We start from the raw sequence: 26,645 nt of genomic DNA, 5'->3' as shown, positions 1-26,645 counted from the left end.
CTCGGACGACGCTACGAAGGGTGGTGTAATAAACCTTGTTACCAATTGGCATACTGGCGCCGACGGCGTCGGCTTCGGGGCGGATCGACGGGGCGAGAACGCCGGGGAACCGATCGCGCTCGGTGTCGTCCGGCCGGCCGATCGTGGACCGTTGGGGCGAGTATCGTCCGATCGATCGAAAACCGGATTTCGGCGGCAGTGTCGGGCGCGAGGCGTCAGTCCGATCGGACGTCCCGGCGCATCGCGATCTCGAACCACGGACAGAGCCGGAGCTGGCGGTACCACTCGGGGTTCGAGTGGAGCCGTTCGTAGGGGACCCACATGAGGCCGGCGACCTCCTCCTCGTCGGGATCGAGCGTCGTGTCCGTCAGCGTGAGCTGGAGGACAGCACAGACCTCGTGTTCGACGCCCGCGTTCTCGAAGTAGCGCTTGTACTCGAAGCGATCGGTCAGGCGCAGGTCGTCGTACTGGTCGGGGGTGATGCCGAGTTCCTCCTCGAGCCGCTGGCGGGTGGCCTCCTCCTGGCTCTGACCCTGGACGGGGTGGGAGGCGACGGTGCCGTCCCAGTACGTGCCCCAGAGGCGCTTCCCGGGAGCCCGCTGGGCGAGCAGGATGTTGTCCTCCTCGTCGAAGACGAGCGAGGTGAACGCCCGATGGCGGATGCCGTCGCCCGTGTGGGCCTCGAGACGGTTGACGAGGTCGAGTTCGGTGTCGTCTTCGTCGACGGCGATGACGTCCTGGGATGCGTTCTTGTGCGGGAGGTTGTCCTCCTGGGTGCTCATACGCCCACAATTACGGCGACTCTTGAAACCAGTATCGGCTTGATCGCCTCGAGCGAGTCCGGCGCGGTCGCGGTGCCCGCGAGCGGCCGTCAGCGATCGCCGTCGTTCGACACCGAGATCGATCACAGCTCTCCGTCGTCGGGATCGGGCTGATAGCCGTCTCCGACGGCGAACTCGAGCGTTCCCGGCTCGGTTTCGAGGTGCAACGTCCGGGTCTCGAGCATCTCGCCGTCGAGGCTGTACTCGACCGTGCCCCGCCGACTCTCGAGGACGAGCGACGGCGTCCGACGCCGGACGATGTGCGTACTGTCCGCGCCGAACAGGCCCTCGAGCGCCGCCCCGCCGAGCAGGTTGGGCGTCGCGGCGTCTTCGACGATCGTGACCTCGAACAGCCCGTCCTCGACGTTGGCCTGCGCGGCCCGGGTCCCGCTGAACCGCCGGCAGTTTCCGACGAAGACGAACAGGGCTTCACCCTCCCAGGCCCGTGCCGACTCGCCGTTCGGTCCCGCGGCCGTCTCCAGTCGTAACGGGAGCGAGTCGAACGAGCCGATCGTATCCAGCGTGTTCTTGACGTACGCGAGCACGCCCAACTCGGCTTTGCTCTCTGAGGTCGTCTCGCTGCTCGCTTCGGCGGTGACACCCCCTACACAGGAGTTGACGAAGAGCCGCTCGTCCGCGATCCCGACGTCGATCGATCGGCGTCGACCGTCCTCGACGACGGCAAAGGCGTCTTCGATACCTCGGATCCCGAGATTCGTCGCGAAGTTGTTCCCCGTCCCGGCGGGGACGACGGCCGCGGTCGTCGTTTCGAGTTCGTCTGCTGCCCCGATCCCGTTGACGACTTCGTTGAGGGTCCCGTCGCCACCGGCCGCGGCGACGAGGTCCGCATCGGGTGCGGCCTCGCGAGCCAGACGCATCGCGTCACCGCTCTCCTCGGTCGTTCGGATCTCGAAGCCGTGTTCGGCCCCGAGTTCGGTCACGTCGTCGACGTGGTCCTCGCTCCCGCTTACGGGATTGAGGACGAGGACGCGATCGCTCGCTCCGTCGGATCCCATGGTGCGGTCCATGCCGGCCGCACGCAAAAGGGCCTCCCCGGCGTTTGCCCCAGTATGTACGCCGTCGATCTCCACACGCACACGCGATTCTTCCACGGCCGTCGCCCCCTCGGGGACCGGTTCGACCCGCTCGGCGTCCGGTTGCTCGCCGCGGCGGCCGAGCGTCGCGGCCTCGACGGGATCGCGACGACCAACCACGATTATTACACGGCGTTCGATCCCGCCCCGGATCTCGAGACGCTGCCGGGGATCGAGATCACGACCGATCGCGGTCACGTCCTCGTCGTCGGCCCCGATCCGCCGGCGGCGACGAAGCCGGGTGCGCTCTCCCCGGACGAGGCCGTCGCACTCGCTCACGACCGGGACTGCGCCGCGATCGTCGCTCATCCCTTCCGGAACAGCACGGTGCGGGAACTCGAGGACGTCCCGTTCGACGCAATCGAGGTCAACGGCAAACACCCGCGCTCGCAACCGCTCGTCGAGGAACTCGCGGCCGAGCGGGACCTCCCGCTGGTCGGCGGCAGCGACGCCCACTACCCGTTCGAGGTGGGCCGGGCGTACACCGTCGTCGACGCCGATCGGCTCACCCCCGAATCGATCGTCGACGCGATCCGCGACGGGAACGTCAGCGCACGCGTCTCCCGCTCGTGGCTCGATCGGACCCTGCGCCGGGGCTACCGGGCGATCCACCGCCGCAAACGCGTGATCGACGCGATCGAACGACCGACGCCGGGCGTGGGAACGCCGCCGGGCGAGGAGTGACACGTAGCGAGGGGGAATCCCCTAGTTGCGGAGCAGTCCTAGACGCTGTATCGTGGGGAGCTCCCAGTCGTACGTTACCGCGACTACCCGAGTCCCGACGGTCACTACCGCACATACCACCGCAGCCGTACTCTCGGCACCGCCGACCGTTACAACCAGCCAGTAGGCGCTTCCGCCCAGGACCGCACAGCTCGCGTAGAAATCCTCGAAGAGGATGAACGGGGAGCGGTCGAGAAGAACGTCCGCAACCGCCCCACCACCGACGGCGTTGATCGTTGCGATCGCGACGACGCCGAACGCGGAGACGCCCGCTTCGGCTGCGACGATCGCGCCGGTCGTCGCAAACGTGGCGAGTCCGATAGCGTCGGCCACGAGGGTGACCGGATGGCGCTCCGGCGACGACAGAACGGCGCTCAACGCGATCGCCAGACCAACTCCGAGGAGCCCGAGACTGATTTCGAGCGGCGACTGGAGTGCCAGCGGGACTCGCACCACGAGGAGATCGCGTGTGACGCCACCGGCGAACGCCATCGCCAGCCCGACGATGGTCACCCCGAAGACGTCGAACTCCTCACGGATCGCCTTCGACGAGCCGACGAGTGCGAACGCGACCAACCCGATCGTGTTCATAACGGCAAACGGATCGCCGAAGAGTACCGTGATGGCGTCCTGACTCACTGCTCCGTCCTACGCGGAGGAGTCGTTTGAGTGCTACGTCTCACGACTCGCGCCGACGCCGGCCAACTGTACGGGAGCGTCTACACCGATTGGTCCCGCGACGTCAGGCCGCTCGAATTCTGATCCTGATTCCGTCCGGGTCGGCGATTTCGATCCCGTCGGCGCGCTCTTCGACCGCGATCGCGGCGTCCGCGAGGCGCCGACGAACCGTCGCGAGCGCCCGTTCGTCCGGGACGACGAACTCGAACCACGCGAGTCCACGACCGCCCGCCGGCCGTGATCGGCCCTTCCACGTGTTCACGCCGAGGTGGTGGTGATAGTCTCCGGCCGCGAGAAACAGCGCCGACCGGGCTTCCGTCTGGAGGGTGAGCCCCAACGTGTCGACGTAGAACGCCCGCGCATCCTCGAGCGACGTCGCTTCCAGGTGGACGTGCCCGATCGTCGTTCCGGCCGGGGCGTCGACGCCCCCGTCCGATCGGGCAGCGACGTCGGACAGATCGAGAGGGACGGTACCGATCTCGATCGTGCCGTCGGTTGCGCGCGGCCACTCCTCCCGTGGCCGATCCGCGTAGATTTCGACGCCGTTTCCCTCGGGGTCAGAGAGGTACAGCGCCTCGCTCACGTAGTGATCGGACGCGCCAGCCGCCTGCCAGCGATCGCGAATCCGCTCGAGTGCAGCCCCGAGTGCGGTGCGCGAGGGAACCTTGAACGCGGTGTGGAACAGTCCCGCCTGATCTCGTCCCCGGGACGGTTCGTTCTCCGCCCGTCGCAAGACGAGTAGCGGCGTTTCGTCGACGCCGAGCGTTGCCGTCGTCTCACGGCGCGTGAGGACCGTGAGGCCGACGACGTCTCGATAGAAGGCGACCATCTCTTCGAGATCCGTGACGAGCAGTGCTGTGCGGCCGATCCGCGCCGTCTCCGGAATGAGAGGGGACTCAGACATAGTCTCGCTAGCGATTGGCGGACGTTCAGCATGTGTCTTTGCGAACGCCGACCGAACCTGGTGACGGTACTGTTACCGGGCCACTCGGGCCCCGAGGGGGAGACGACAACGGACCCAGGGGCAGCGTCTCACGGGATCCGATCGGACACACCGTCGCGTGCCGTCTGCGATCGCAGACGTCGGGGAGTCGTCCGATCGTCGTTCGACAGACTCGGACGGTGCGTCGCGGTCCGGAACGCCACCGTGCGGTATCGAGACTCTAGCCGAGTTCTTCGTCCAGAATCAGCCGCGTTTTCGTGCTCACGACTTCCTCCTGGTCCCGCGCTTTCGTGATCAGATCGTTGACCCCGCGCGTGTCCGCGGCGTCGACCACGAGGACGATGTCCTGCTCGCCCGAAACCATCCAGACGAAGTCGACTTCGTCCCACTCGGCCATCCGCTCCGAGACGGCCTTGGTGTCGACGTCGACCGCGACGCTGATCTCGAGCATCGCCTGGACGTTCCCGGTCCGGGTCGAGATGGTAAAGCGTTCGATGACGTCGTCGTCCATCATCCGCTCGACGCGATTGCGGACGGTGCCTTCGCTCGTCCCGACCTCGTCTGCGATCTCCGTGTACGGCGTCCGGGCGTCACGCCGGAGAATATCGAGGATCTGTCGGTCCAGGTCGTCCATGGAGATGCGTGACTACGTGTGTCCCGCACTTACCGATTACGAATTTCGTAACTCAGCTTCGAAGACAACACTTATGGCGGTAGGATCAATACGTAGTTCGTAATGACACCAGCCTACGTTGCACTGGAGGGCGGCCACGTAATCGAGGGGCGTGGTCGTGCTCCGGGAACGGCTCGTGGCGAACTGGTTTTCACGACGGCCTACACCGGTTACGAGGAGAGCCTGACCGATCCGTCGTACGAGGAACAGGTCCTGACGTTCTCGTACCCGCTGATCGGCAACTACGGCGTCCGGGAAGAACGGTTCGAGTCCGATCGCGTCCACCCGCGTGCGGTCCTCGCCCGCGAACTCACCGAGGACGTCGCCGAGTGGCTCGAGAGCGAAGGCGTCCCCGCGCTCGACCACCTCGACACGCGAGAGGTCGTCACCGACATCCGCGACGGCGGCGCCATGAAGTGCGGGATCGCCGTCGGCGAGGACGTCACCGAAGCGGACGCCCTCGAGCAACTCGAGCAGTGCAAGGCGATGAGCGACCACACCGAGATCGGCGCGCAGGTCAGCGTCGACGAGACGGTCGTCCACGGCGCCGACAACGACGGCGAGACCGTCGCGCTGGTCGACTGCGGCGCGAAGGGATCGATCGTCGACTCGCTGCTCGAGCGCGACGCGACCGTGCACGTCTTCCCGCACGACGCGACGCCCGCGGCCGTCGAGGCCGTCGACCCCGACATCCTGTTCATCTCGAACGGGCCCGGCGACCCCGCGAACTACGAGGAAGCGATCGCGCTCGTCGAGGCGTTCGTCGAGGACACGCCCGTGGCCGGCATCTGTCTCGGCCAGCAGATCGTCGCCGAGGCGCTCGGCGGCACGACCGAGAAGATGACCTTCGGCCACCGCGGCGTCAATCAGCCGGTCCTCGACCTCGAGTCCGGCCAGGTCGTGATGACGACCCAGAACCACGGCTACACGGTCGACGATCCGGGCGAACATCTCGAGGTGACCCAGATCAACGTCAACGACGACACGCCGGAGGGCATCGACGGCATCGAGTACGACGTCATCACCCGCCAGTACCACCCCGAGGCCAACCCCGGTCCGGAGGACACCCTCGATTTCTTCGACGACGTCCTCGCCATGGCGGACGGGCAGAGCCAGCGAGCCGTTCCCGCCGACGACTGACGCCGTTTCGGCCGTTCGTTCCTCTCGGTTCGCGTTGCTGGACTCCCTCTGGAAGAGCCGATCGTGTAGCTCTCACACTGCTCTCTTGCCTACCGTTCGAACTCGTACACCACCGTCACGCTCGCGCTCACGGTTACCGGATCGGCGTCGAACGACGTCTCGGGCGCGGCACCGTCCGCGCTTTCCGCGACGTCGTCGGCCGCGTATCGGACCGAACCGATCCGCGCGTCGCTCGTCGTGACGGATTTCGTGCCGGTAATCTCGACGTCCCGGTTGGCCGCGACGTGTTCGGCCTCGCTGTCGGCGTTGTCGAGCGCGTCGTCGAGTGCATCGTTGCGCAGGTCGTCGCGCGTCTCCGCTTGCAGGGTAAAATTCACGCGGCCGACGTCGTCCGCCCCGGCCTCGATCGCCGCGTCGACGACCTCGCCGACGCGGTCCACGTCGTCGATCGTGAGGTGGAACGATCGCGATCCGCGGAAGCCGTCCCCGATGTCCTCCCGGTTCCGATCGGGGGAGACGCGATACCGGCCTTCCTCGACGTTCTCGTCGGGAAGGCCAAGGTCGTCGAACGCCTCCCGGAGCGGGTCCGATCGCGTGGCCAGTTCGTCACGGACCGCCTCGGCCGTGTCGCCGCGTGCCTCGATGCCGACGCTGACCGTCGCCCTGTCCGGATCCGCTTCGACCTCGCCGTCGGCGCTGACGGTGATCTCGTACCCGGTCTCGTCAGTGGTCGTCGCACCCTGGTTCTCGTCGCTGCTGAGGGCGCTTCCGGCACAGCCTGCCATCGCCGTTGCGACACCGACGCTCGATGCCGCGAGGAACTGTCGTCGATCCATATCCGATCGCTCTCGTGGCAGTGAATTAACACCTCGTCAAGCTCAAATGGATCTTTGAGTGATGCTGTTCCCGTCGGACGGGTCAGGTACTTGTCGCGACACGTGGTCACTGACGGCACGGCGCCCTTCACCCATGCCACCCGATCGCCTCTTGCTCCCCGTCGCGAACCCGGACACCGCCGATCGACTGCTCGACACGGCGATCGACATCGCTCGCGATCGCGCGCTGGAGATCCTCGTGCTGTCGGTCGTCACCGTTCCGGTCCAGCTTTCGCTCGAACAGGCGCGCCGTGAACTCGAGATCGACGATCGCGAGGCACTCGTCGACGACGTGGTCGAGCAGGCCCGGGCGAACGGCGTCGACGCGACGGGTCGGATCAGGTTCGCCCGCAACGTGGCGGCTGCGATCTGCGGACTCGCCGAGGACGACCCCGTGTCGACGATCCTGCTCGGTTGGCGCGGTCGGCCGCGCCGACAGGACGTCGTTCTCGGGAGCACGATCGACGCGGTGGTGGCCGACGCGCCGTGTGACGTGCTCGTCGAGCGACTCGACGAGGGGCCGGGTGGAATCTCGTCGATTCTCGTCCCCGTCGCCGGCGGGCCGAACACCGCCCTCGCCGCCGAGACCGCCGGGTCGCTCGCCCGGGAACGCGAGGCCCACGTCGAACTCGTCACGATCGTCACGGACCGCGACGACGACACGGTCGCCGACGCGCGGGACCTGCTCGCCAGCACGGAGTCGGCGCTGGGTGCCGTCCCGTCCGTCGAGCGGACCGTTCTCACGGGGCCGGTCGTCGAGACGATCGTCGATCGGACGGCACGCCACGACGTGACCGTCGTCGGTGCCGCCGAGGGCGGCTTTCTCCGGCGCGTGCTCGTGGGCAGCGTCCCGGAAGCCGTCGCGCGCGGGGCCGACAGTACGGTGATCATGGCAAGACGCAACGAACCCGTTTCTCGGACGCTCTGGCGGCGAGTTCGCGATCGGATCCGGTGGTGACCGCTCTCTCGATGAGCACCGGGATCGTCGCGATCGCAACAGCAGTCCCGTCGGGTTCAGGCGTCCTCGAGCGCGTCGAAGGCGTAATCCGGTCGGTTCGTGACGAGGACGTCGAGATCGTGTTCGAGCACGTCGCGGATGGTCTCTTTCGTATCGACGAGTTTCCAGACGCCGGCGGTGAGTCCCCGGTTCCGCGCCTCGTCGACGAAGGTCGGCACGCCGTGGGGTGCGTAGTGCGTGAACGCCGCGTCGGCACCGGCGGTCGCCGCGTCCTCGGCGAGCCACGGCGTCGGCACCGACCCGACCAGGCCAGTCGAAACGCCGGCCGCCTGTGCCGGGTCGAGCGCCGGTTCGTCGAACGAGATGATCGTGGTCCGATCGGTGAGGCCGTGCTCCGCGACGGTCTCGAGGACCGTCTCGGTGTAGCCGCCGTCTTTCAGTTCGAGGTAGATCGACGCGTCCGTCGGCGCGATCATCTCGAGCGCCGGATCGAGCGTGATGAGTGGTTCGCCGTCGACTCGGGTCCCCTGAATCTCGTCCCAGGGCGTGTTCCGGATCCAGCCGTGCCCGGTCGAGTCCCAGTCGAGGACGGGGTCGTGGAACAACAGTAGTTCGCCGTCGCTGGTCAGTCGCACGTCGAGTTCCACGCCGTCGACGCCGACCTCGAGCGCGCGCCGGATCGCGGCCGCCGTGTTTGGCGGTGCGAGGCCCTCCGCGCCGCGGTGACCGACGATTCGCGGCCGATCTTCGGTCACTGATCCGGACCCGACCAGCGGCGACAGTCCCCAAACGGCGATTCCCGAGATTCCCGCACCCATTCCGGCGAGCAGCCGTCGCCGCGAGACGTCGGGTCGGGAGGGAAACGACATATTCGACGTCTTTCATTGCATCCATATCAATTTTCTTCCGGCGAAATGACGGTGCATGGTACCACACGCGCACGGTCACTCGGCCGGTCGGGGGCTCTGTGTATCGCCGAATCCGCAACAGCTTTACTGTCAAATGGTCAGGATGGCGACGTGAATCGACTCGAGCGCGTCACGGCCTGGCTCCGGGCCCGTCCCGTTCTCACGGTCTTTCTCGCGCTCGCGGCCGTGCCGACCTGCCTCGCGGCGCTTTCCTTCCGCCAGCCGATCGGGCTCCCCACCGCCGTCCTCTCCGGATTCGAACTGCTCTTCTCGCTGCTGGTCTACGCGCCGGTCGCGGGCATCCGGTCGTGGCTGCTCGAACCGATCGGACTCGACGCGCTCTTTGCCGTTCCCGGCCTCCAGCAGACCCTCGTGTTCGTTTTCCTGCTCGGATTTTACTACGTCCTCAGTGTGGCGATCGTTCGGATCGGCACGACGATCCGGGCCCACTACCGGACCCGGACGTGACGGCCGACGGTCAGAGACGTACCGCGCCGATCAGGACGGCGACGAGAGGCACGGCGACGGCGGCGTGAACGATTACCAACACCGCCTGTCCGACCGGCGAAACGCCCATCGAGGGCGCGATGAGGAACACCGGGGCCAGCATGGCAACGAAGACGACGGCGGCGAGGGCGACGAAGTTCCGGGTTGGGCGGGCGGTCGCGCGGGCCAATACCGCGTAGGCGACGGCGGCCCCGGCGCCGGCGACGATGACGCTCGCGATCGTCGGTCCGGCGGCGAACGGGCTGTCCGGCCCGGAAACGCCGAGGTCGACGCCGAGAAGGGAGACGACCCCGAGAACGAGCAGGCTGGCGGCGATCGCGACCACGATGCCGAGTGTCGTCCGACGAACGAGACTGCTCGCACTCGTGGCTACCGGGTACCGTGTGTTTGTGGTTCCCATGCGGGTGGTAGGCAGGGGGCGGCTATAAACTACGCACTCGCCGATGGGCCCGAACGCGGTCGTGTCCGAGCGATCGGCGTCCGGATTTCAGTCGTGTCGAAAGCTCCGCTGACCCGTAAACGCCATCGCCATGTCGTGTTCGTCCGCGGCTTCGATCACGTCGTCGTCGTTGACCGACCCGCCGGGCTGAACGACCGCCTCGATCCCCGCCTTCGCGGCCTCCTCGATGCCGTCCGGGAACGGGAAGAACGCGTCGGAGGCCATGACCGCGCCCTCGGCGTCCTTGCCCTCGGCGTGTTCGTCGGCCTTCATCGCGGCGAGGCGGACCGCGTCGACGCGGGACACCTGCCCCATCCCGATCCCGACCGTCTCGGTGCCGTCGGCGAAGAGGATCCCGTTCGATTTGACGTGCTTGAGCGTCTGCCACGCGAACACCATCGACTCGAGTTCCTCGTCCGTCGGTTCGCGCTCGGTCACGACTTCGAGGTCGTCTGCCGAGATCGATTGCAGATCCCGCTCCTGAACGAGTCGGCCGCCGACGATCGGCTTCTCGGTGAACCGTTCCGTCGTCCCCCCGAGTGCTCGCGGCTGGTCGCCGTCGTCTCGCGGTTCCGCCGCTCGACTGTCCGCGGAACTCCGTTCCGCGCTACTCGCGTCCGAGGCGCTACGCGCCTCGCGACCGACGTCGAGCACCCGCAGGTTCTCTTTCCCGAAGAGTACGTCGAGAGCCTCGTCAGTGTAGCCCGGCGCGACGACGACCTCCTTGAAGGAGTCGACGATCTGCTCGGCGGTCTCGGCGTCACACTCCCGGTTGAGCGCGACGATGCCGCCGAAGGCGCTCATCGGGTCAGTCGAGAGCGCCTTCTCGTAGGCCTCGGCCAGCGAGTCGGCGGTCGCACAGCCCGCCGGGTTGGTGTGCTTGATGACCGCCGCCGCGGGCGCGTCGAACTCCTTGATGAGGTTCAGCGCGCCGTCGGCGTCGTTGTAGTTGTTGTACGACAGCGCCTTCGCGCCCTCGTTCAGCTGATCCGCGTGGACGACGCTCGCCTCGTCGCAGGTGTAGTCGGCGTAGACCGCGGCGTCCTGGTGGGGGTTCTCCCCGTACCGGAGGGTGCCGGCGCGATCGCTCGAGACGAGTCGGCGAGCGGGTAGCCCCTCGGCGTCCGGCGCGGTGGAGGCGTCCGCGTCGACCGTCACTTCGCCCGCCTCCGTATCCACGTCGACGGCACCCTCGGCGAACCACTTCACTGCACGCGGGTAGGCGCGGAACTCGCCCTCGTAGAGGACGCGCTCCTTGAGCGTCTCCTCGTCGTCGCCCTCGTAGACCGGGATCGGCTCCTGGGTGACGATCGGGCCGCCGTCGACCTCGCTTTCGACGACACTCCCGTCCTCGTCGGTCGCGTCGGTGACGACGTGGACCGTACAGCCGGTCACTGAGACGCCGGCGTCGAGCGCGTCGCCCCAGGCATCCATCCCGGGGAACGACGGGAGCAGTGCGGGGTGGACGTTCAGCGTCGTCGGCTGGGCGTCGAGGAACGTGTCCGAGAGGATCCGCATGTAGCCGTCCAGGCAGACGAGGTCGAACTCGTGGCCCGAAAGCGCCTCGTTGACCGCCTCCTCGTGCTCGCGGCGGCTCATGTCGTCCTCGAGCGGGACGACCTCGGTCGGAATCCCGCGCTCGGCGGCGGACTCGAGCACCGGCGCGTCCTCGCCGTTCGTCAGCACGACGGCGAGTTCGGCCCCGCCCGGGGCTCGATCGGCGATGTTCAACAGGTTGCGCCCTCGGTTGCCGGCCATCCCGGCGATTCGCGTCATGGTCGGACTCCCACCCGCGAAGGCCAAAGTGGTTGCGGTCTCGACCGGCTAATTATACATAATTGTGTATATATTTGCGACAATACTCGATCGCACGCGTCGAAATATGCACAGTCGTGGCTCCGACTTTCGATACCCTTTTGCGCGACGGTGGAAAGAATCGGACGATGACCGACACCGACGCCCTGTACGCCGTCTCGCCGCTCGACGGCCGCTACGGTAGCCGGACCGCACCGCTGTCGCCGTACGCCAGCGAGGCCGCGCTCATGCGGGCCCGCGTCCGCGTCGAGGTCGAGTACCTGATCGCCCTCGCGGACCTGGACGCGACGCCGCTCGAACTCGACATCGACGATCGCGAACACCTCCGTGGACTGTACAGGCACTTCGCGGAGGAGGACGCCCAGTTGATCAAGAAACTCGAGACTGAGGGCCACGCCGGTTTCGAGGCGACGAACCACGACGTCAAGGCGGTCGAGTACTTCGTCCGCCACCGACTCCCGGAAGGCAGCGACGCCTCTGCGTGGATCCACTTCGGCCTGACCAGCGAGGACGTGAACAACCTCGCCCATCGACTGCTCGTCCGCGACGCCGTCGACGAGGTCCTCCTGCCGGAACTGTACGCGGTCCAGGACGCGCTCGCGGAGATGGCCCGCGACTACCGTGACCTGCCGATGCTCGCGCGCACCCACGGCCAGCCCGCGACCCCGACGACCTTCGGCAAGGAGATGGCCGTCTACGCCGCCCGCCTCGGGCGCGCGACGGGCCGCATCCGCGAGGCGACCGACGCCCTCGCCGGCAAACTCGGCGGTGCCTCCGGGACCTACGCCGCGCACGTGGCAGCCTACCCCGACGTGGACTGGCAGGCCGTCGCCGAGGAGTTCGTCACCGGTCTCGGCCTCGAATTCGAACCGCTCACCACGCAGGTCAACCCCTGCGACGACCTCGCCGCGCTGTTCGACGCCTTCCGGGGGGCCAACGACGTGCTGCTCGACCTCGACCTCGACATGTGGCTCTACGTCTCCGATCGCTACCTCGGCCAGGAAGCGGTCGCGGGCGAAACGGGGTCGTCGACGATGCCCCACAAGGTCAACCCGATCGACTTCGAGAACAGCGAGGGGAACCTCTCGAAGGCCAACTCCGATCTCGGATTCCTCGCCGACTACGTGACGACCTCGCGGCTCCAGCGCGACCTCTCGGACTCGACGGTCAAGCGCAACATCGGTGCCGCGTTCGCCCACTGCCTGATCGGCTACGGCAAGACCGCGGCCGGCCTCGAGAAGGTCGTCCCCAACGAGCAGGTCATGCGCGGGGCCCTCGAGTCGACCCCCGAGATCATCGGCGAAGCGGTCCAGACGATCCTCCGTCGCGAAGGCCAGGCGGACGCCTACGAGCGCGTCAAGGACGTCACCCGGGGGAAGGACGTCACGATCGAGGACTTCCGCAGGCTATTCGACGACCTAGACGTCGACGAGGACGTCCGCGAGGAACTGCACGCGCTAACGCCCGAAGGGTACACCGGGGTCGCGAGCGACCTGGTCGACGACCTCGAGCGGTAACCGATCGCGACGGGCGCCGATCGGAGTCTTTGTAAGCCGATATGCGGAACCGAGGGTACGAATCCGAGATGAGCGACAGTCCCACGTCCCGGTCCCTCGACGCCGAATACGTCGGCATCGCGCTGGTGCTCCTCTCGGCGATCGGGTTCGGGACGCTCGGCATCTTCGGGACGTACGCCCAGCGTGCGAACCTCTCGATCCCGACGGTGCTCGTCTTTCGCTTCCTGCTCGCCGGTCTGCTCGTCTGGCTCTTCCTCGCGTGGCGGGGCGAGGCGACGATCCTCCGCGGCCGACCGCTGTGGATCGCCCTCGCACTCGGGGCGATCGGCTACACGGCCCAGAGCGGGCTCTACTTCCTCGGACTGGAGTTCATGACCGCCGGACTGGTCGCGATCGTTCTCTACACGTATCCCGCGTTCGTCGTCGTTCTCGCGGTCGCGACGATCGGCGAGCGGCCGAGTCGGCCCATGCTGGTCGCACTCTGTCTGGCCTTCGCGGGCATCGTCCTCGTCACCGGTGCGAACCCGGCCGGTGCGTCGCTCGTCGGCGTGATCGTCGTGCTCGGCGGCGCGCTCGCGTACGCCTTCTACATCACCGGCTCGAGAGCGGTACTCGATGCGGTCGACCCGATGGTCCTGACCGCATACGTGCTTCCGGCCGCCGGGGCGTCGTACGTCGTCATCGGCACGGCGACGGGGCAACTCGCGGTTCCGACGACCCCGTCGGCGTGGGCGATTCTGCTCTGTATCGCCGTCTTCGCGACGACCGTCCCGGTCGTGACGTTCTTCGCGGGCCTGCAGTACGTGGGGGCCAGCCGAGCGAGCATCGTCAGCACCGCGGAACCGCCCGTGACGGTCGCCCTCGGTGCGATACTGTTCGCCGAACCGGTCACGGCGACGACCGTCGTCGGCGGCGTCCTGATCCTGACCGGCGTGATCGTGCTCGAACGGGAGTAACGAGGCGTGAGCCGTCCGCCGATCGGATCACCGTTCGATTTCGATAGTCTCGCTGGAACTGGTCGTGACCGATCGGTCCATCACTCGCGTCGACACTGCCGTATCGACGACTATCTTTTATCACTTGTCATGTGGTATGATGGTACGTACCATGGAACACCACCACGGGGATCGGCTCACACACGCGGGTGCACTTCCGACGATGGCGGCCGATCGGTACGGGGAGAAGACGGCGTTCTCGTTCATGGGGAGCGAGCAGAGCTACGAGGAGTTCGAGGCGCAGGCGAACAGCGTCGCGAACGTCCTGGTCGACCACGGCGTCGAACCGGGCGATCGGGTCGGCCTGTTCATCCCGAACACGACACAGTTCCCGTCGGCCTACTTCGGGATCCTCAAGGCGGGCGCGGTGGCGACGCCACTGAACCTGCGGATGGACCCCGAGACGCTCGGGTACGTCATCCAGGACGCGGGCATCGACACGATGATCGCCTCCGCGTTCCTCGCGGACGAGGCCCAGGACCTCGCGGCGGCCGCGGGCGTCGAGACGCTGTTCCTGCCCGGCGTCGCCGACGAAGCGCGCGGGGTCGTCAACTACTCGCACGCGACGATGGCAGCCGACGAGACGTTCGACCCGGTCGATCGCGGGATGGACGAGATCGCCGTCCAGCCCTACACCAGTGGTACGACGGGGCGACCGAAGGGGGTTCTGCTCAGCCACCGGAACATCCTCTCGACGCTCGAGAGTTACAGCCGCGGCGGGCTGGCGGTCGACGCCGACGACTCGATCCTGCTCGTGTTGCCGCTGTTCCACATCTACGCGCTGAACGCTTTGCTGGGGTCGTTCGTCTATCGCGGCGCGACGATGGTCCTGCAGCCCGAACCCGATCCGGTCGACATGCTCACGGCGATCGACGAACACGACCTGACGAAGTTCGCGGGCGTCCCGGCGATGTACACCATGATGTTCCGGGAGTACCGCGAGAACCCCGACGAGTACGACGTCTCGTCGCTGGACGACGTCACCTGCGCGGCCGCGCCGCTGGCCGAGGAGGTCCGCCGGAGCATCGAGGAGGCCTGGAACGTGCCCGTCGTCGAAGGGTGGGGAATGACCGAAACATCGCCCGGCGGCACGCTCGAACCGGCCCGCGGCGTGCGCAAGGAGGCCGGCTGTATCGGTCCGCCGTTGCCGAACATCGAGTTGAAGATCGTCGATCCGGCGACCCGCGAGACGAAGATCGCACCGGACGACCTCGAACCGTTCCCGGATCCCGAGATCGACTTCGACGACGAGGAGGCGGTGACGGGCGAACTCGCGATCCGCGGGCCGAACGTCTTCGAGGGGTATCACAACCGGCCCGAGAAGACCGCCGAGGTGTTCGACGACGAGGGCTGGTTCTACACCGAGGACGTCGCCCGCGTCGACGAGGACGGCTACTTCTGGATGGTCGATCGGGCCGACGACATGATCCTCACCGGCGGGAACAACGTCTACCCGGCGGAAGTCGAGGACGCGCTGTACGAGCACCCCGACGTCGCGGAGGCCGCGGTCGTCGCCGCACCCCACGAGGTGAAAGGCGAGGCCCCGGTCGCGTTCGTCGTCCCCGAGGCGGGAGCGGACGTCTCCGAGGCCGACCTGCGTGCGTTCGCGCTCGATCGAGTCGCGACCTACGCCCACCCGCGGCGGGTGTTCACGGTCAAGGAACTCTCCCGCAGCGCGACACAGAAGGTCCAGCGCTACGTCCTCGAAGAGGAAGTCGAGGAGCGACTCGACGAACCGCTCCAGTCGACCGACGAGGAACTGTAGAACCGGCCCCTCACTCTGTAGAATCGGTCCTCGAACCGGGAATCCGGACCCGACGATCCGACGCGGAACCGACGGCCGCCACCGGGTAACCTCGCCCAGCGGCGCCCCTAGATTCATCCCGGTCTGTGGTGTAGGATGCTGAGGCAGCCCCCAGCGCACCGATCGAGTCGGCGTGCCGGCCTGCTCGGTTCTCGAACCGGCGGCCCCGGGCCGTGACTCCGAACGCGACTCACCCACGACACGTATGAGCCAGCGAACCCGCGTCACCGTCGCCGTCGTCGTCATCGTCCTGCTAATCGCGTCGCTCGGGATCCAGGCGGTCGCGATCGATCGCGATCCGACCGTCGTCGACGACGGCGATAGGTACCCCGGGAACACGCTCGTCGGCGTCCACTCGTTCTCCAGCGACGGGCGCATCGTCGAACTGTCGCCCGACGGCGAGGTCGTCTGGGAGTGGTCGGTGCCGGACTCGCGCGTCTTCGGCGTCGAACGACTCGACGAGCGGACGGTGCTCGCGGCCGTCGCAGTCAGGACGCCTGCCGAAGATTGCGACGAGGAGTTCCTCGAGTACGAGGAGGAGGACGATCACTGCGTCCACAACCGCGTCGTCGAGATCGACACCGAGACGGACGAGGTCGTCTGGGAGTACGACTGGTACGACGAGTTCATCGCCGACCACGAGGTCCACGACGTCGAGCGCCTCGAGAACGGCGAGACGGCGATCGTCGATACCGGGGCCGATCGTGCGTTTACCGTCGACCGCGACGGCGAGATCACCTGGGAGTGGCAGGCAGAAGACCACCTGACGCCCGGCACGCCGTTTTACGAGGAGTACGGCGGCCCCGAAAAGGAGGGAGAACACGACGACTGGACGCACGTGAACGACATCGATCGGCTGGAGAACGGCAACTTCCAGTTGAGCATCCGCAACTTCGACGTGATCATCGAGGTGGACCCGGAGACCGACGACGTCGTCGACGTCATCGGTACCCCTGGCGATCACGACGTCATGGCCAGACAGCACAATCCACACCGCATCGAAGCCGCGGGGACGATGGTCGTCGCGGACAGCGGGAACGATCGCATCGTCGAACTCGACACGGCGACAGAAGAACGCGTCTGGCAGTACACCGGCCCCTCGAGCGAGCGCCTCCAGTGGCCCCGGGACGCCGATCGGCTGCCCAACGGCAACACGCTGATCACGGACACCCGGAACAACCGCGTGCTCGAGGTCGACCCCGACGGCGAGATCGTCTGGCAGTTCCACGATCCCCGCGGCGAGGTGATGCCGCAGCCGTACGAGGCCGACCGGGTCGGCGTCGGCGAACGATCGGACGTCCCGCCGGGGACCGAACTGACCGACGTCGACGGCGAACCTGGCCCCCTCGAGTCGACGATCCGGGAGTGGGAGGCCATGGCCCGGTACGTCTTCCCGACGTGGATGCACCTCCCGCAGATACTGCACGTCGTCGGCATCGGCCTCGGCGCGCTGTGGCTCTGTGCGGAGGGGGGCGTCTTCACCTGGCGACGGTTCACCGCCGATCGGTGATCCGTGGTCGGTCGCCGTCGATCGGTGAGCGGGAACGCGATCGCTCATCGGGATGCCTTGTCCGTCACCGGGATGCCTTGTACGTGAGAAACACCGCCGTCCCGAGCGCCGCGGCGTACCACAGCGTCCCCACGCGGATCACGATCGTGGCGGCCGCCGCGACGGCTTCCGGGTAGCCGAACGTAACCAGCACGCCGACCATCGACGCCTCCGCGGCCGCGAGTCCCCCGGGGAGCATCGACACGGCGCCGACGACCGATCCGAGGCCGAAGACGAACAGGCCGACCACGACGCCCGCCTCGACGCCGAAGCCGTCGAGTACCAGCCAGAGCGCGACTCCCTCGAGCCCCCACGCGGCGAGACTGAACAGGGTCGAGACGACCAGCGGGCGAACCTGGAACAGGCGGTACGCGCTCTCGTAAAACTGCTCCAGTTCGGTCGCGTGGCCGCCGACGACCGGAAACGACTCGAGTCGATCGAGGATCGCTAGACAGAGCCGTCGCCACTGGAGCAGGCCGATCCCGGCCCCGATGGCGCCGAGGACGATGACGATCGGGAGCGACGATCGGCTGTAGACCACCAGGCCGAGCGCGGCCATCGCGCCGAGCGCGACGAGGTCCGTCACCCGCTCGGCGCCGACGACGGAGGTGGTCTTGCTCGCGGGCACGCCGCGGTTGTCTCTGAGGAACCACGCCTTCCAGACCTCGCCGGCCTTCCCGGGCGTGACGACCATCATCAGGCCGCTGAAGAACGTGACGGCGCTCGCGTCCAGCGGAACGTCGACCTCGAGACACCGGAGGTAGTAGTGCCACTTGGCGAACCGGAAGCCGTAGCCGACGGTCGTCAGGCCGAGGACGGCCGCGAACGTGCGCCAGTCGACGGCCGCGAGGGCGCTCGTCACGTCGCCGACGTCCGCGTAGACGGCGAGACCGAGGAAGACGACGACCGAGAACAGCGCCGTCACCCAGACGCCGTGGTCCCGGACGACCGCCCGGCCGCGATCGACGACGGTCTCGCTGTAGTCGCTCATCGTCGCAGGACTCCCCCCGACGTGAGGCTCGCGACGGCGCGACTGGAGGCGGTTCGGAACTGGAGGAGTTTCGTCGCGACGTGTCCCGAGAGGTACCGTCCGCGGCCCCCCGGCCGGACGCGCCCGTCGCGAACGGCGTCAGCGAGCGTGCCGTCGCCCTCGACGCTGGTGTACGCCCGGCCGACTTCCATCGGGAAGTGCGCGTCGCTCCCGCCGGTCGCCGGCAGGTCGCGGGCGGTCGCGAACGCCGCCGCGCGATCGTTGAACCGACGGCGGACGCACCGGGAGTTCACCGCTTCGACGCCGTCGACGGCGGCCGCGAGGGCGCCGAGATCCGTCTCGTAGCACTGTCGCAACGTGTCGAACGGGTGCGAGAGGACGGCGACGCCGCCCTGTTCGTGGACGCGATCGACGGCCGTCAGCGGGTCGGTCAGGGGCGGCGCCGCCGTAACGTCGATCGCGAGCAGGTGTCCCTCGGTCGTCGTCACCTCGACCCCGGGAACCACGTCGAGGTGGTCCGGCGCGGCCGCCCGAACGGCGTCGACGTTGGCGAGCGTGTCGTGATCGGTGACGACGATGCCGTCGAGTCCGGCGTCGGCCGCCGCCGCGGCCACGCGCTCGGGCGACGCGCTCGAGCAGGGGGAGGCGTCCGTGTGCACCTGGAGATCGTATCGCCGGGTCATGCTGGTCTCGATGTGGAGCGGTGTGTGCGAGTCACGCGATCGTCCCGACTAATCGGGCCGGAACCTCGTAAAGGACCGCGACGACGAGCAGTCCCCAGACGGCGAGATTGACGAGAAACGGAGGGTCGCCGAAGAGGAACTTCGGGTCGCCGCCCAGGTTCCGCGTGTGAGCGAGGAAATGGTAGCGAAAGGCCGCGAAGAAGGCGAACGGGAGCGTGGACATCATCCACAGTCCGCCGCGGAAGAACGTGTACAGCGAGTAGGAGACGATCAGCGCGGCGAGGACGACGACGAGCAACTGGTCGAGCGTCTCCTCGGTGTACTCGGCGAGGGTCGCGCGCGACGCCGCCGGATCGTCGCTGACGGCCATCTCGTGGCGGCGCTTCCCGAGCGCGAGCATCAACGCCCCGAGGAAGGTACAGACGACGAGCCAGGGGCTCAGGTAGACGTCGATTGCGACGACGCCCGCGATCGCTCGCAGCACGAACCCGATCGCGATGATCATCACGTCGACGATGACGACGTCCTTCAGGAACGAGGAGTAGAGCGCGTTCTGGCCGAGGTAGGTGAGCACGACGAGGAGGAACAGCGGGCCGACGTACCACGAGAGCGCGAGTCCGCCCACGAAGAGCACGAGTGCGAACGAGACCGCTACGGCCACCGGGACCTGGCCGCTGGCGATGGGACGGTGTTTCTTCCGCGGGTGGTTGCGGTCTTCCTCGACGTCGAGGATGTCGTTGCCGATGTAGGTCGTGCCGGCGATCGCACAGAAGGCGACGATGCCGAGGGCGACGTTCGTGACCGCAACCGGATCGAACAGGTTCTTCGAGAAGACCAGTCCCAGAAGGAGCACGCTCTGCTTGTACCACTGCCAGGGGCGAATCTCCTTTACCAGGCCGGAGACGGTTACTGCGACCCGACGTTGGGCAGGGTGTGCGCGGGCCATCTGTCTCTATGGCCCCACACAGGGGAGCAAAAAGATCCGGCTTGCTTGTGTCCGATTTACGGGGATACCCTGACGCTAACCGACGGCAGGGGCCGGATGACCGATCCCCGAATTCGACGCAGGGACGACCGATCGGTCGGTCGGGTCGGTTCCAGAACCGGAACGGATCGATCGGGGTACGAGAACCGACCGTCGAACGCCCGTACCCGCCGCTGCCGCTCTCGCGGGCCCGTGTTCGGGCGGTCGTGACCGATCGGGACACCCACTCCCGTAACGTTCCATTGGAGTCAGAACAACCGCTTCGCGAGCGGGTGAACGGCTCGATTTCGCGACGCGGAACGATTGCTCGTCTCGGATTCGGCCCCTCTCTAATCGCCCCGCCGCGACGGCGGTCTTCGGCGCCGTATAAGATGTATTCGACCAGTACAAGGGACGCTACTCGGCGATACACTATTGGGGCACCGTATTGACGTCCCGCCTGAAATCACGATGAGCGATAGCGAGTACGTCGCGGACGACTCGACCGACTCGGTTCTCGTCACCGGGGGGACCGGATTCCTCGGCCTCCACACGTGCCAGTACTTCCGCGATCGGGGGTGGGACGTCACCGCGTTCGATCTCAAGCCCTTCGAAGCGGACGACGACGCGGACGGCATCGAGTTCGTCGAAGGTGACGTCCGGAGCGAGGCGGCCGTGGCCGACGCGCTCGAGGCGAGCGGAGCGACCGCCGTCGTGCACGCGGCGGCCGCCCTCCCGCTGTGGGACGCCGATCGCATCCGCGAGACGACCATCGACGGGACGCGAAACGTGCTCTGGGGGGCGAACGAACGCGACGTCGATCGCGTCTGTTACATCTCCTCGACCGCGGTCTACGGGACCCACGACGAACACCCCATCACCGAGGAGTCGCCCCTGGACGGGGTCGGCCCTTACGGCGAGGCCAAGATCCAGGCCGAGAAGGTCTGCCAGGACTTCCGTCGCATGGGGATGTGCGTCCCGATCCTCCGCCCGAAGACCTTCATCGGGCCGCAGCGACTCGGCGTGTTCCAGGTCCTGTTCGACTGGATCGAAGACGGCGCGAACGTCCCCCTCGTCGGGTGGGGAAACAACCGCTACCAACTGTTGCACGTCCACGACCTCGTCACCGCTATCGAGTTGCTGCTCACCGGCGACGAGGCGGACGTCAACGACACGTTCAACGTCGGCGCCGACGAGTTCGGCACGATGAAGGAGGACTTCCAGGCCCCGATCGACTACGCGGGGACGGGCAAGCGAACGATCGGGACGCCCGCCACTCTCACCGTCGCCGTTCTCCGCGTCCTGGAGAAACTGAACCTCTCCCCGCTGTACCCGTGGGTCTACGAGACCGCCCACGAGGACTCCTACGTCTCCGTCGAGAAACTGAAGGGGCTCGGCTGGGAGCCCGAGTACTCGAACCGGGAGGCGCTCGTGGAGACCTACGAGTGGTACCTGGAGCACTACGAGGCCGACGAGGCGGCCGACGACACCGGCCTCGACCACCGCGTCGCGTGGGACCAGGGCGCCCTCGCCGTCGCGAAGAAGGTTTCACAGCGCATCTGAGATGGCTGCGCGTTCACGTCTCCAGTCCCGCTCCGACTGGGTCGCCATCCTCGGACCGATCGTCGCCGTCCTGTTCGCCGCGGGGCTCGCGGACTATCTGCTGACCGGGTGGCCGCGGATCGCGACCGATCCGGCGTTCTTCCAGCACACGGGCTGGTACGTCCTCCGGGGCGGCGTCCCGTACGTCGACGTCTGGGACGTGAACCCGCCGGTTCCGTTCGCCATCACGGCCGCGCTCGCCGCCGTTTCGGGCGGGGACATGCTCGTCCTGCACGGCCTGAGCGTGGCGCTCACGGTGTTGGTCGCCGCCGCGAGCGTCATGCTCGTCGGATGGGTGGCGTACCTCGTGACCGGCCGGAACGCGGCCGCGATCGCCGCCGGCCTCACGATGCTCGTCGTCCCGGAACTCTTCTTCCTCTCTCCGGAAGGGGTTCGGGCGCAGTTCTACGCGCTGTTCTTCGGGACGCTGGCGCTCGCGCTGGCCCTTCGCGATCGGCCGTTTCTCGCTGGCGCCGCGGCGGCGCTGAGCGCCGGGTCGTGGCAGTCGGGGATGGTCTTCGCGCCGCTGGTCGTCGGAATGGCGTACCAGCGAGCCGGTGGGAAGAACGCGCTCCGGGCGATCGCGGGCGGCGGCGTCGTGACCGGGTTCGTCGTTCTCGCGTTCGCGGCCGCGGGGGCGCTCGTTCCGATGGTCGTCCAGGCGATCGTCGCGCCGCTGTCCGCGGGATCGTCGTACACTTTGGCCGAGAACGTCTACTCGATCCTGCTGATATTCGGCTACGGATCCGTGCTCCTCCCGGTGGCGCTGTTCGGCTGGGCCGACGCCGCGGTTCGCGACCTGCGGCGGCTGTGGTGGGTGCCGACGGGCGGGCTGCTCCTCGGCTACCAGGTGCTGTTCATCGATCTCGACGGTTCGACGGACGCGTTGCCGTGGCTCGCGTTCGTCGCGATCGGCGTCGCCCTCGCCGTCGATCGCGTGCTCGCGCGGCGATCGACGACGACCGATCGCCGCGGCGACGACCCGGTCCCGACGTTCGACCGTCGCGTGGCGGTCGTCGCCGTTCTCGCCGTCGTCGGGCTGCTCGTCCTCTCGGGAGTCGCCTGGGACACCGGCTCGCCGTACCCGCAGTCGACGCTGCGGACGATGCAACAGGACGCCGAGGCGGACGGCGAGCCCCTGCCGATAACGCCGGCCGACGGCGAGGCCCCGTCGATGCAGACCATCTACTGGGAGCAACTCGAACCCGAAACCTGTCACTACCGGTTGAGCTGGAACGAAGTACGGTGGGTCGCGATGACCGACGATCGACTGGACAGGCGGCAGTGCGACGGGTGGCCGAGTCGAACCGATCGCGGCTAGCGGTTCGGCATCGCCGGCGCGCGTCAGTCTTCCGGCGCGATCATCTGATCAGTCGTCGATTCGAGCGGTCTCGATCGCCGACGGCGATGCTCGCTTCCGCGCCCGCGTCCGTCTCCGACTCACCCTCCGCTGCGGTGCGCTCGAACCGGACCGCCGTGATTCCGTTGTACCGGCGCTCCGCCACCGGCCCGCGGTACCCGTCGCTGGACGCCACCGCCTGGCGGATCCGCCGGTCGGTCGACGAGTCGGTGTACGAGAGGACGATCCAGACGTCGTCGTGGCCGTCGACGGAGTCCCGTATGTCGGCGGTCGACGCGTCGGGCGGGATTCGCACCGTCGCCACGTCCGATCGATCGACGTAGTAGTCGAAGGGGCGCTCCGCGAACGGTCTGCTCACGAGGACGACGTCGTCACCGTCGGCGGTCGCCTCGACGTCGGCGGCGGCCTCCCGCCACTGTTCTTTCTGGTCCGCCTGGTAGTACGTCGGGAGCGGCGCGACGAGGACGACGAGGAGGACCCCGACCACGACGAACCGAAGCGACGATCGAGAGATCGTCCGCACCCCGACCGCGATCAGGAGGAAGAACGCCAGCGACGCCCCGATCGAGTACCGATCCACGAAGATCGGCGCGACGACGTGCGAGAGGGCGACCGGGACGAGTATCGGCACGACGAGCCAGAGGAGGGTCAGGTAGACGGCGTTTACCGGTGGCTCCTGACGATCGGCCTCCGCCGCGGTTGTGGTCGCGCGATCGCCCGAGAGCGCGAGGACCAGACAGCCCACGACGACAAGCGAGACGAGCAACGGGAACGACTCGCCGAACAGGTAGCCACCGAGATAGGCCGCGAACGTCTCTCTGACGGTCTCGGCCGTCGGGAGCGGTATCCACGAGACGTTACCCGCTTCTCCCCCGCGTGCTGCCATCGTCCGACGGAGCAATCGCACCACCCACGGGAGGAGGAGCGCGGCGGTGATCCCCTGGAGTGCGATCCAGCGGCGGAGCGTCAGCCGCGATCGGGGGACGATCCGGACGACGGGCCGAGAGAAGACGTACGCGTTCTGTGCGAGGATCGCGAACAGGCCGAACACGTGCGTGTACCCGAGGAGGGCCGTGGAGACGACGTACCCGAGATCGTCCCGAGATCCGGTGTCGTCGGCGGGTCGCACCGTCTGCAACCGGACGAACCAGTAGAACGAGAGCACGGTCAGCAGCGCGAGCAGATTGTACATCCGCACCTCCTGGGAGTACCAGACGTGGAACGGCGAGACGGCGACGAGCAACGCTGCGATCGCCCCGACCTCTCGGTCGAAGAGTCGGCGGCCCACCCCGTAGAGGACGACGACGGTGGCGACGCCGACGAGGGCAGACAGCAGTCGCGTGGCCAGTTCCGACGTTCCGAAGATCGCCGTCCACCCGGACAGGAGGAGATAGTACAGCGGCGGGTGCGGATCGTTCCCCGGGACGCTGACCAGGAGTTCGATCGGCGCGTTCGACGTGACGATCGTCACCGAGACGACTTCGTCGAGCCAGTAACTCTCGGACTCCAGCCGGAACAGCCGAAGCGAAGCGGCGAGGAGCGCGATCGGGTACAGTTCGATCGGGAGGCCCGCCGGGGACCGTTCACCGACCCGCCCGATCGTCGGGGGAACCGACATGGTGTCGATTGCACCGATTCGAGGGATGAATGTTTGCCGACTAACGGGGGTCCCGACTCGAGTCGAGCGCCCGTGACGCGGGCGGCACCCGAGGCGGGAAACGGGTGCCGTTTCGAGGGCGTTGCCACGTCGACGGTCGCGATTCCGTCGACGTCGGCCTGCACCTCAGGCCTCGAACGCGTTCACCTTCTCCGGTTCGATCGAGATGATGACTCGTTCCGTCTCGATCGGGTTCGGATACTCGTCTTCGCCCATGTACCGCCGGGCGAGTTCGTCGATGTGTTCGCGTGCGCCCTCGGTCGTGAGTTCGTCGACCTCGCCGGTCACCGACAGCATCCGATAGGGGTTGTCCGGATCGGTCATGCTGACGGCGATCCGCGGATCCTTGCGGACGTTTTTCTCCTTTCGCCGATCGCGCTCGGTGTTGACGAGCAGCCGATCGGCGTCGGGATCGTAATCGATCCATACCGGCGTCACGTGCGGTGCCCCGTCGGGCAACAGGGTCGAGACGTGGGCGAACGTCTTCTTTTCGAACAGGTCCTGGTAGTCGTCCGGGATCGAGGCCATATCCACAGTGCTGCGCCCCGGCATAAATTCACGATGCCTTTCTATGCAACCGGGACGAACGAGCCGATCGGGTCGGAGATCGGATCCGGAGCGCCGAATATCGGACGTTCGGTTCCGCGGGGATCGATCGACCCACAGACGGACTACTGAACGTCGGTTCCGGTGCAACCGCGACCGCCCTGCGGTTACTCCTGGATATCGTGACAGCAGACTGCATCAGTACGATCGCGGCAGGCCGAGGGTATGCTCCGCGAGGAAGTTCCGGACCATCTCGTTGGTGATCGGGACGGTCTTGAGCAGCCGGGAGTTCTGCCAGATGTCGTAGACTTCGTACTCCGCCGAGAAGCCGTTGCCGCCGTGGGTCTGGACCGCCTGATCGGCCGCTTTCGTCGCGGCCTCGCTCGATCGGAGTTTGGCGATGTTCGCTTCGGCGCCGGCGTCCTCGCCGTGGTCCCACCTGGAGGCCGCCTTGTAGGTCATCTCGCGGGCGCACATGAGTTCGGCGTAGGCGTCGGCGAGCGGGTGCTGGATCGCCTGGTGGCCGCCGATCTTCTGCCCGAAGACCGATCGCTCGTTCGCGTAGTCGACGGCGAGATCGATCGCCCGAAGGCCACCGCCGATCGCGCTGGCCGCGCCGGCGATCCGCTCGGTGTTCAGGGTGTCCCACAGGAGGTAGAGGCCGCCGTCCTCCGCGCCGAGGATGCGGTCCTCGTGGACCCGCAGACCGTCGATGTCGACCTGGTACTGGGTCTCGAACCACGGGACCTCGACGTCGAGCGGGGTGAGCGAGATGCCCTCCCGTTCGGCGGGGTCGGGCACGAGGAACATCGAGACGCCGTGGGTCGGGTTGTCCGGGTCGAGGTCGGACGTGCGGGCGATCAGTAGCATTTCGTCGGCGTTCTCGACGCCGCTGATCCACATCTTCTGACCGGAGACGACGAACTCGTCGCCGTCTCGCTCCGCGGTCGTATCGATGTTGATCGTGTTCGTCCCCGCGCCGGCCTCGGTCAGTCCCATACAGAAGCGCATCTCGCCGTCGGCGATCGCCGGGAGATACTCCTCCTTCTGTTCCTCGGTACCGTGGCGCTGAATGCTGATCCCGCCGAAGACGGGCGTGAGTACGAAGATGATCCCGCCCTGTCCGCCGCCCCGCGAGAGTTCCTCGATCACCATCGACATTTCGAGCATCCCCAGGCCGGCCCCGCCGTACTCCTCGGGGATGGTGACCCCGAGCCACCCGTCTCGCGCGAGATCGGACCAGTACTCCTCGGGGAACTGCTTCTCCTCGATGCAGGTTTTCCAGTACTCCCAGTCGTAATCGCTGGCGATGTCCCGGACGCTCTCCCGGATCAACTGTTGTTCCTCGGTCTCGGTGTAGTCCATGCGTATCGATACCAATCGATGCACACGCTTGTTACACT

At 67.3% G+C, this 26,645-nt stretch carries 25 protein-coding genes; 10 read left to right on the top strand and 15 right to left on the bottom strand.

The features are described 5' to 3' along the window. Positions 1–215 precede the first annotated feature (215 nt). Together AC6I6X_RS13630 and AC6I6X_RS13625 are read right to left on the bottom strand one after the other, a co-directional pair. The gene (locus AC6I6X_RS13630; protein WP_497931068.1) at positions 216–782 is read right to left on the bottom strand and encodes an NUDIX hydrolase; all 567 of its coding nucleotides are present in this window, start codon (positions 780–782) and stop codon (positions 216–218) included. Positions 783–904: 122 nt separating this feature from the next. Beyond that, complete coding sequence (locus AC6I6X_RS13625) at positions 905–1,837, bottom strand: diacylglycerol/lipid kinase family protein (protein WP_497931067.1); 933 nt, start codon at positions 1,835–1,837, stop codon at positions 905–907. A 54-nt stretch (positions 1,838–1,891) separates the two neighbouring features. Here AC6I6X_RS13625 and AC6I6X_RS13620 point away from each other — a divergent pair, with 54 nt between their 5' ends. After that, positions 1,892–2,599 (top strand): PHP domain-containing protein, encoded by a 708-nt coding sequence (locus tag AC6I6X_RS13620; protein ID WP_497931066.1) that lies wholly within the window; start codon positions 1,892–1,894, stop codon positions 2,597–2,599. 21 nt (positions 2,600–2,620) lie between these two features. Here the strand turns inward: AC6I6X_RS13620 and AC6I6X_RS13615 are convergent, their stop codons facing one another. The 3 genes from AC6I6X_RS13615 to AC6I6X_RS13605 all read right to left on the bottom strand — a co-directional run bounded on the left by AC6I6X_RS13615 (position 2,621) and on the right by AC6I6X_RS13605 (position 4,893). Beyond that, positions 2,621–3,277 carry a trimeric intracellular cation channel family protein gene (locus AC6I6X_RS13615; protein ID WP_497931065.1) on the bottom strand — a complete coding sequence of 219 codons (657 nt, stop codon included), beginning with the start codon at positions 3,275–3,277 and terminating at the stop codon, positions 2,621–2,623. Between the two features lie 103 nt (positions 3,278–3,380). Beyond that, positions 3,381–4,220: a VOC family protein gene (locus AC6I6X_RS13610; RefSeq protein ID WP_497931064.1), complete on the bottom strand. Its 840-nt coding sequence runs from the start codon at positions 4,218–4,220 to the stop codon at positions 3,381–3,383. Between the two features lie 259 nt (positions 4,221–4,479). Beyond that, complete coding sequence (locus tag AC6I6X_RS13605; protein WP_250140834.1) at positions 4,480–4,893, bottom strand: Lrp/AsnC family transcriptional regulator; 414 nt, start codon at positions 4,891–4,893, stop codon at positions 4,480–4,482. Between the two features lie 102 nt (positions 4,894–4,995). Here AC6I6X_RS13605 and carA point away from each other — a divergent pair, with 102 nt between their 5' ends. Continuing rightward, entirely contained in the window at positions 4,996–6,072 is a 1,077-nt protein-coding gene (carA, locus tag AC6I6X_RS13600; protein WP_497931063.1) for a glutamine-hydrolyzing carbamoyl-phosphate synthase small subunit, read from the top strand. Between the two features lie 89 nt (positions 6,073–6,161). Here the strand turns inward: carA and AC6I6X_RS13595 are convergent, their stop codons facing one another. Then, positions 6,162–6,908, bottom strand: coding sequence for an SIMPL domain-containing protein (locus AC6I6X_RS13595; RefSeq protein WP_497931062.1), 747 nt, complete (start codon positions 6,906–6,908; stop codon positions 6,162–6,164). Positions 6,909–7,041: 133 nt separating this feature from the next. Here AC6I6X_RS13595 and AC6I6X_RS13590 point away from each other — a divergent pair, with 133 nt between their 5' ends. Continuing rightward, a complete protein-coding gene (locus AC6I6X_RS13590) occupies positions 7,042–7,905 on the top strand; it encodes a universal stress protein (protein WP_497931061.1) in 864 nt (287 codons plus the stop codon). A 56-nt stretch (positions 7,906–7,961) separates the two neighbouring features. Here the strand turns inward: AC6I6X_RS13590 and AC6I6X_RS13585 are convergent, their stop codons facing one another. Then, complete coding sequence (locus AC6I6X_RS13585) at positions 7,962–8,774, bottom strand: glycerophosphodiester phosphodiesterase (RefSeq protein ID WP_497931060.1); 813 nt, start codon at positions 8,772–8,774, stop codon at positions 7,962–7,964. Between the two features lie 150 nt (positions 8,775–8,924). Here AC6I6X_RS13585 and AC6I6X_RS13580 point away from each other — a divergent pair, with 150 nt between their 5' ends. Next, positions 8,925–9,281 carry a hypothetical protein gene (locus AC6I6X_RS13580; protein WP_497931059.1) on the top strand — a complete coding sequence of 119 codons (357 nt, stop codon included), beginning with the start codon at positions 8,925–8,927 and terminating at the stop codon, positions 9,279–9,281. Positions 9,282–9,291: 10 nt separating this feature from the next. Here AC6I6X_RS13580 and AC6I6X_RS13575 read toward each other — a convergent pair whose 3' ends face one another. Next, complete coding sequence (locus AC6I6X_RS13575; protein WP_497931058.1) at positions 9,292–9,720, bottom strand: DUF6069 family protein; 429 nt, start codon at positions 9,718–9,720, stop codon at positions 9,292–9,294. Positions 9,721–9,807: 87 nt separating this feature from the next. After that, positions 9,808–11,535 carry a formyltransferase family protein gene (locus AC6I6X_RS13570; protein WP_497931057.1) on the bottom strand — a complete coding sequence of 576 codons (1,728 nt, stop codon included), beginning with the start codon at positions 11,533–11,535 and terminating at the stop codon, positions 9,808–9,810. 167 nt (positions 11,536–11,702) lie between these two features. Here AC6I6X_RS13570 and purB point away from each other — a divergent pair, with 167 nt between their 5' ends. From purB to AC6I6X_RS13550, 4 genes are all read left to right on the top strand, one after another. Then, positions 11,703–13,091, top strand: a complete 1,389-nt coding sequence (gene purB / locus AC6I6X_RS13565) for an adenylosuccinate lyase (protein ID WP_497931056.1) — start codon at positions 11,703–11,705, stop codon at positions 13,089–13,091. 68 nt (positions 13,092–13,159) lie between these two features. Then, positions 13,160–14,047, top strand: coding sequence for a DMT family transporter (locus tag AC6I6X_RS13560; RefSeq protein WP_497931055.1), 888 nt, complete (start codon positions 13,160–13,162; stop codon positions 14,045–14,047). A gap of 151 nt (positions 14,048–14,198) precedes the next feature. Then, positions 14,199–15,851: a class I adenylate-forming enzyme family protein gene (locus AC6I6X_RS13555; protein WP_497931053.1), complete on the top strand. Its 1,653-nt coding sequence runs from the start codon at positions 14,199–14,201 to the stop codon at positions 15,849–15,851. A 244-nt stretch (positions 15,852–16,095) separates the two neighbouring features. Then, on the top strand, positions 16,096–17,400 hold the full coding sequence (locus AC6I6X_RS13550) for an aryl-sulfate sulfotransferase (protein ID WP_497931052.1): 1,305 nt from the start codon (positions 16,096–16,098) through the stop codon (positions 17,398–17,400). 64 nt (positions 17,401–17,464) lie between these two features. Here the strand turns inward: AC6I6X_RS13550 and AC6I6X_RS13545 are convergent, their stop codons facing one another. From AC6I6X_RS13545 to AC6I6X_RS13535, 3 genes are read right to left on the bottom strand one after another with little or no spacing between them, the layout of a single operon-like run. Next, the gene (locus AC6I6X_RS13545; protein ID WP_497931051.1) at positions 17,465–18,430 is read right to left on the bottom strand and encodes a lysylphosphatidylglycerol synthase transmembrane domain-containing protein; all 966 of its coding nucleotides are present in this window, start codon (positions 18,428–18,430) and stop codon (positions 17,465–17,467) included. Then, positions 18,427–19,113: a PHP domain-containing protein gene (locus AC6I6X_RS13540; protein WP_497931050.1), complete on the bottom strand. Its 687-nt coding sequence runs from the start codon at positions 19,111–19,113 to the stop codon at positions 18,427–18,429. Before AC6I6X_RS13540 ends, AC6I6X_RS13545 begins: the two co-directional genes overlap by 4 nt. 31 nt (positions 19,114–19,144) lie before the next feature. Beyond that, a complete protein-coding gene (locus AC6I6X_RS13535; RefSeq protein WP_497931049.1) occupies positions 19,145–20,059 on the bottom strand; it encodes a decaprenyl-phosphate phosphoribosyltransferase in 915 nt (304 codons plus the stop codon). A 489-nt stretch (positions 20,060–20,548) separates the two neighbouring features. Between AC6I6X_RS13535 and AC6I6X_RS13530 the strand changes: the two genes are divergently transcribed. Together AC6I6X_RS13530 and AC6I6X_RS13525 are read left to right on the top strand one after the other, a co-directional pair. Then, positions 20,549–21,640 carry an NAD-dependent epimerase/dehydratase family protein gene (locus tag AC6I6X_RS13530; RefSeq protein ID WP_497931048.1) on the top strand — a complete coding sequence of 364 codons (1,092 nt, stop codon included), beginning with the start codon at positions 20,549–20,551 and terminating at the stop codon, positions 21,638–21,640. 1 nt (position 21,641) lies between these two features. Continuing rightward, positions 21,642–23,000, top strand: a complete 1,359-nt coding sequence (locus AC6I6X_RS13525) for a DolP-mannose mannosyltransferase (protein ID WP_497931047.1) — start codon at positions 21,642–21,644, stop codon at positions 22,998–23,000. 40 nt (positions 23,001–23,040) lie between these two features. Here AC6I6X_RS13525 and AC6I6X_RS13520 read toward each other — a convergent pair whose 3' ends face one another. The 3 genes from AC6I6X_RS13520 to AC6I6X_RS13510 form a co-directional block, all read right to left on the bottom strand. Continuing rightward, positions 23,041–24,657 (bottom strand): glycosyltransferase family 39 protein, encoded by a 1,617-nt coding sequence (locus AC6I6X_RS13520; protein ID WP_497931046.1) that lies wholly within the window; start codon positions 24,655–24,657, stop codon positions 23,041–23,043. Between the two features lie 165 nt (positions 24,658–24,822). Continuing rightward, positions 24,823–25,224, bottom strand: coding sequence for a PPOX class F420-dependent oxidoreductase (locus AC6I6X_RS13515; protein ID WP_497931045.1), 402 nt, complete (start codon positions 25,222–25,224; stop codon positions 24,823–24,825). A gap of 216 nt (positions 25,225–25,440) precedes the next feature. Further along, entirely contained in the window at positions 25,441–26,607 is a 1,167-nt protein-coding gene (locus AC6I6X_RS13510; RefSeq protein ID WP_497931044.1) for an acyl-CoA dehydrogenase family protein, read from the bottom strand. Between the last annotated feature and the right edge of the window lie 38 nt (positions 26,608–26,645).

This window comes from Halosolutus sp. YCN4 (assembly GCF_059736495.1).
This window is presented reverse-complemented; position numbering and strand designations above follow the sequence as displayed.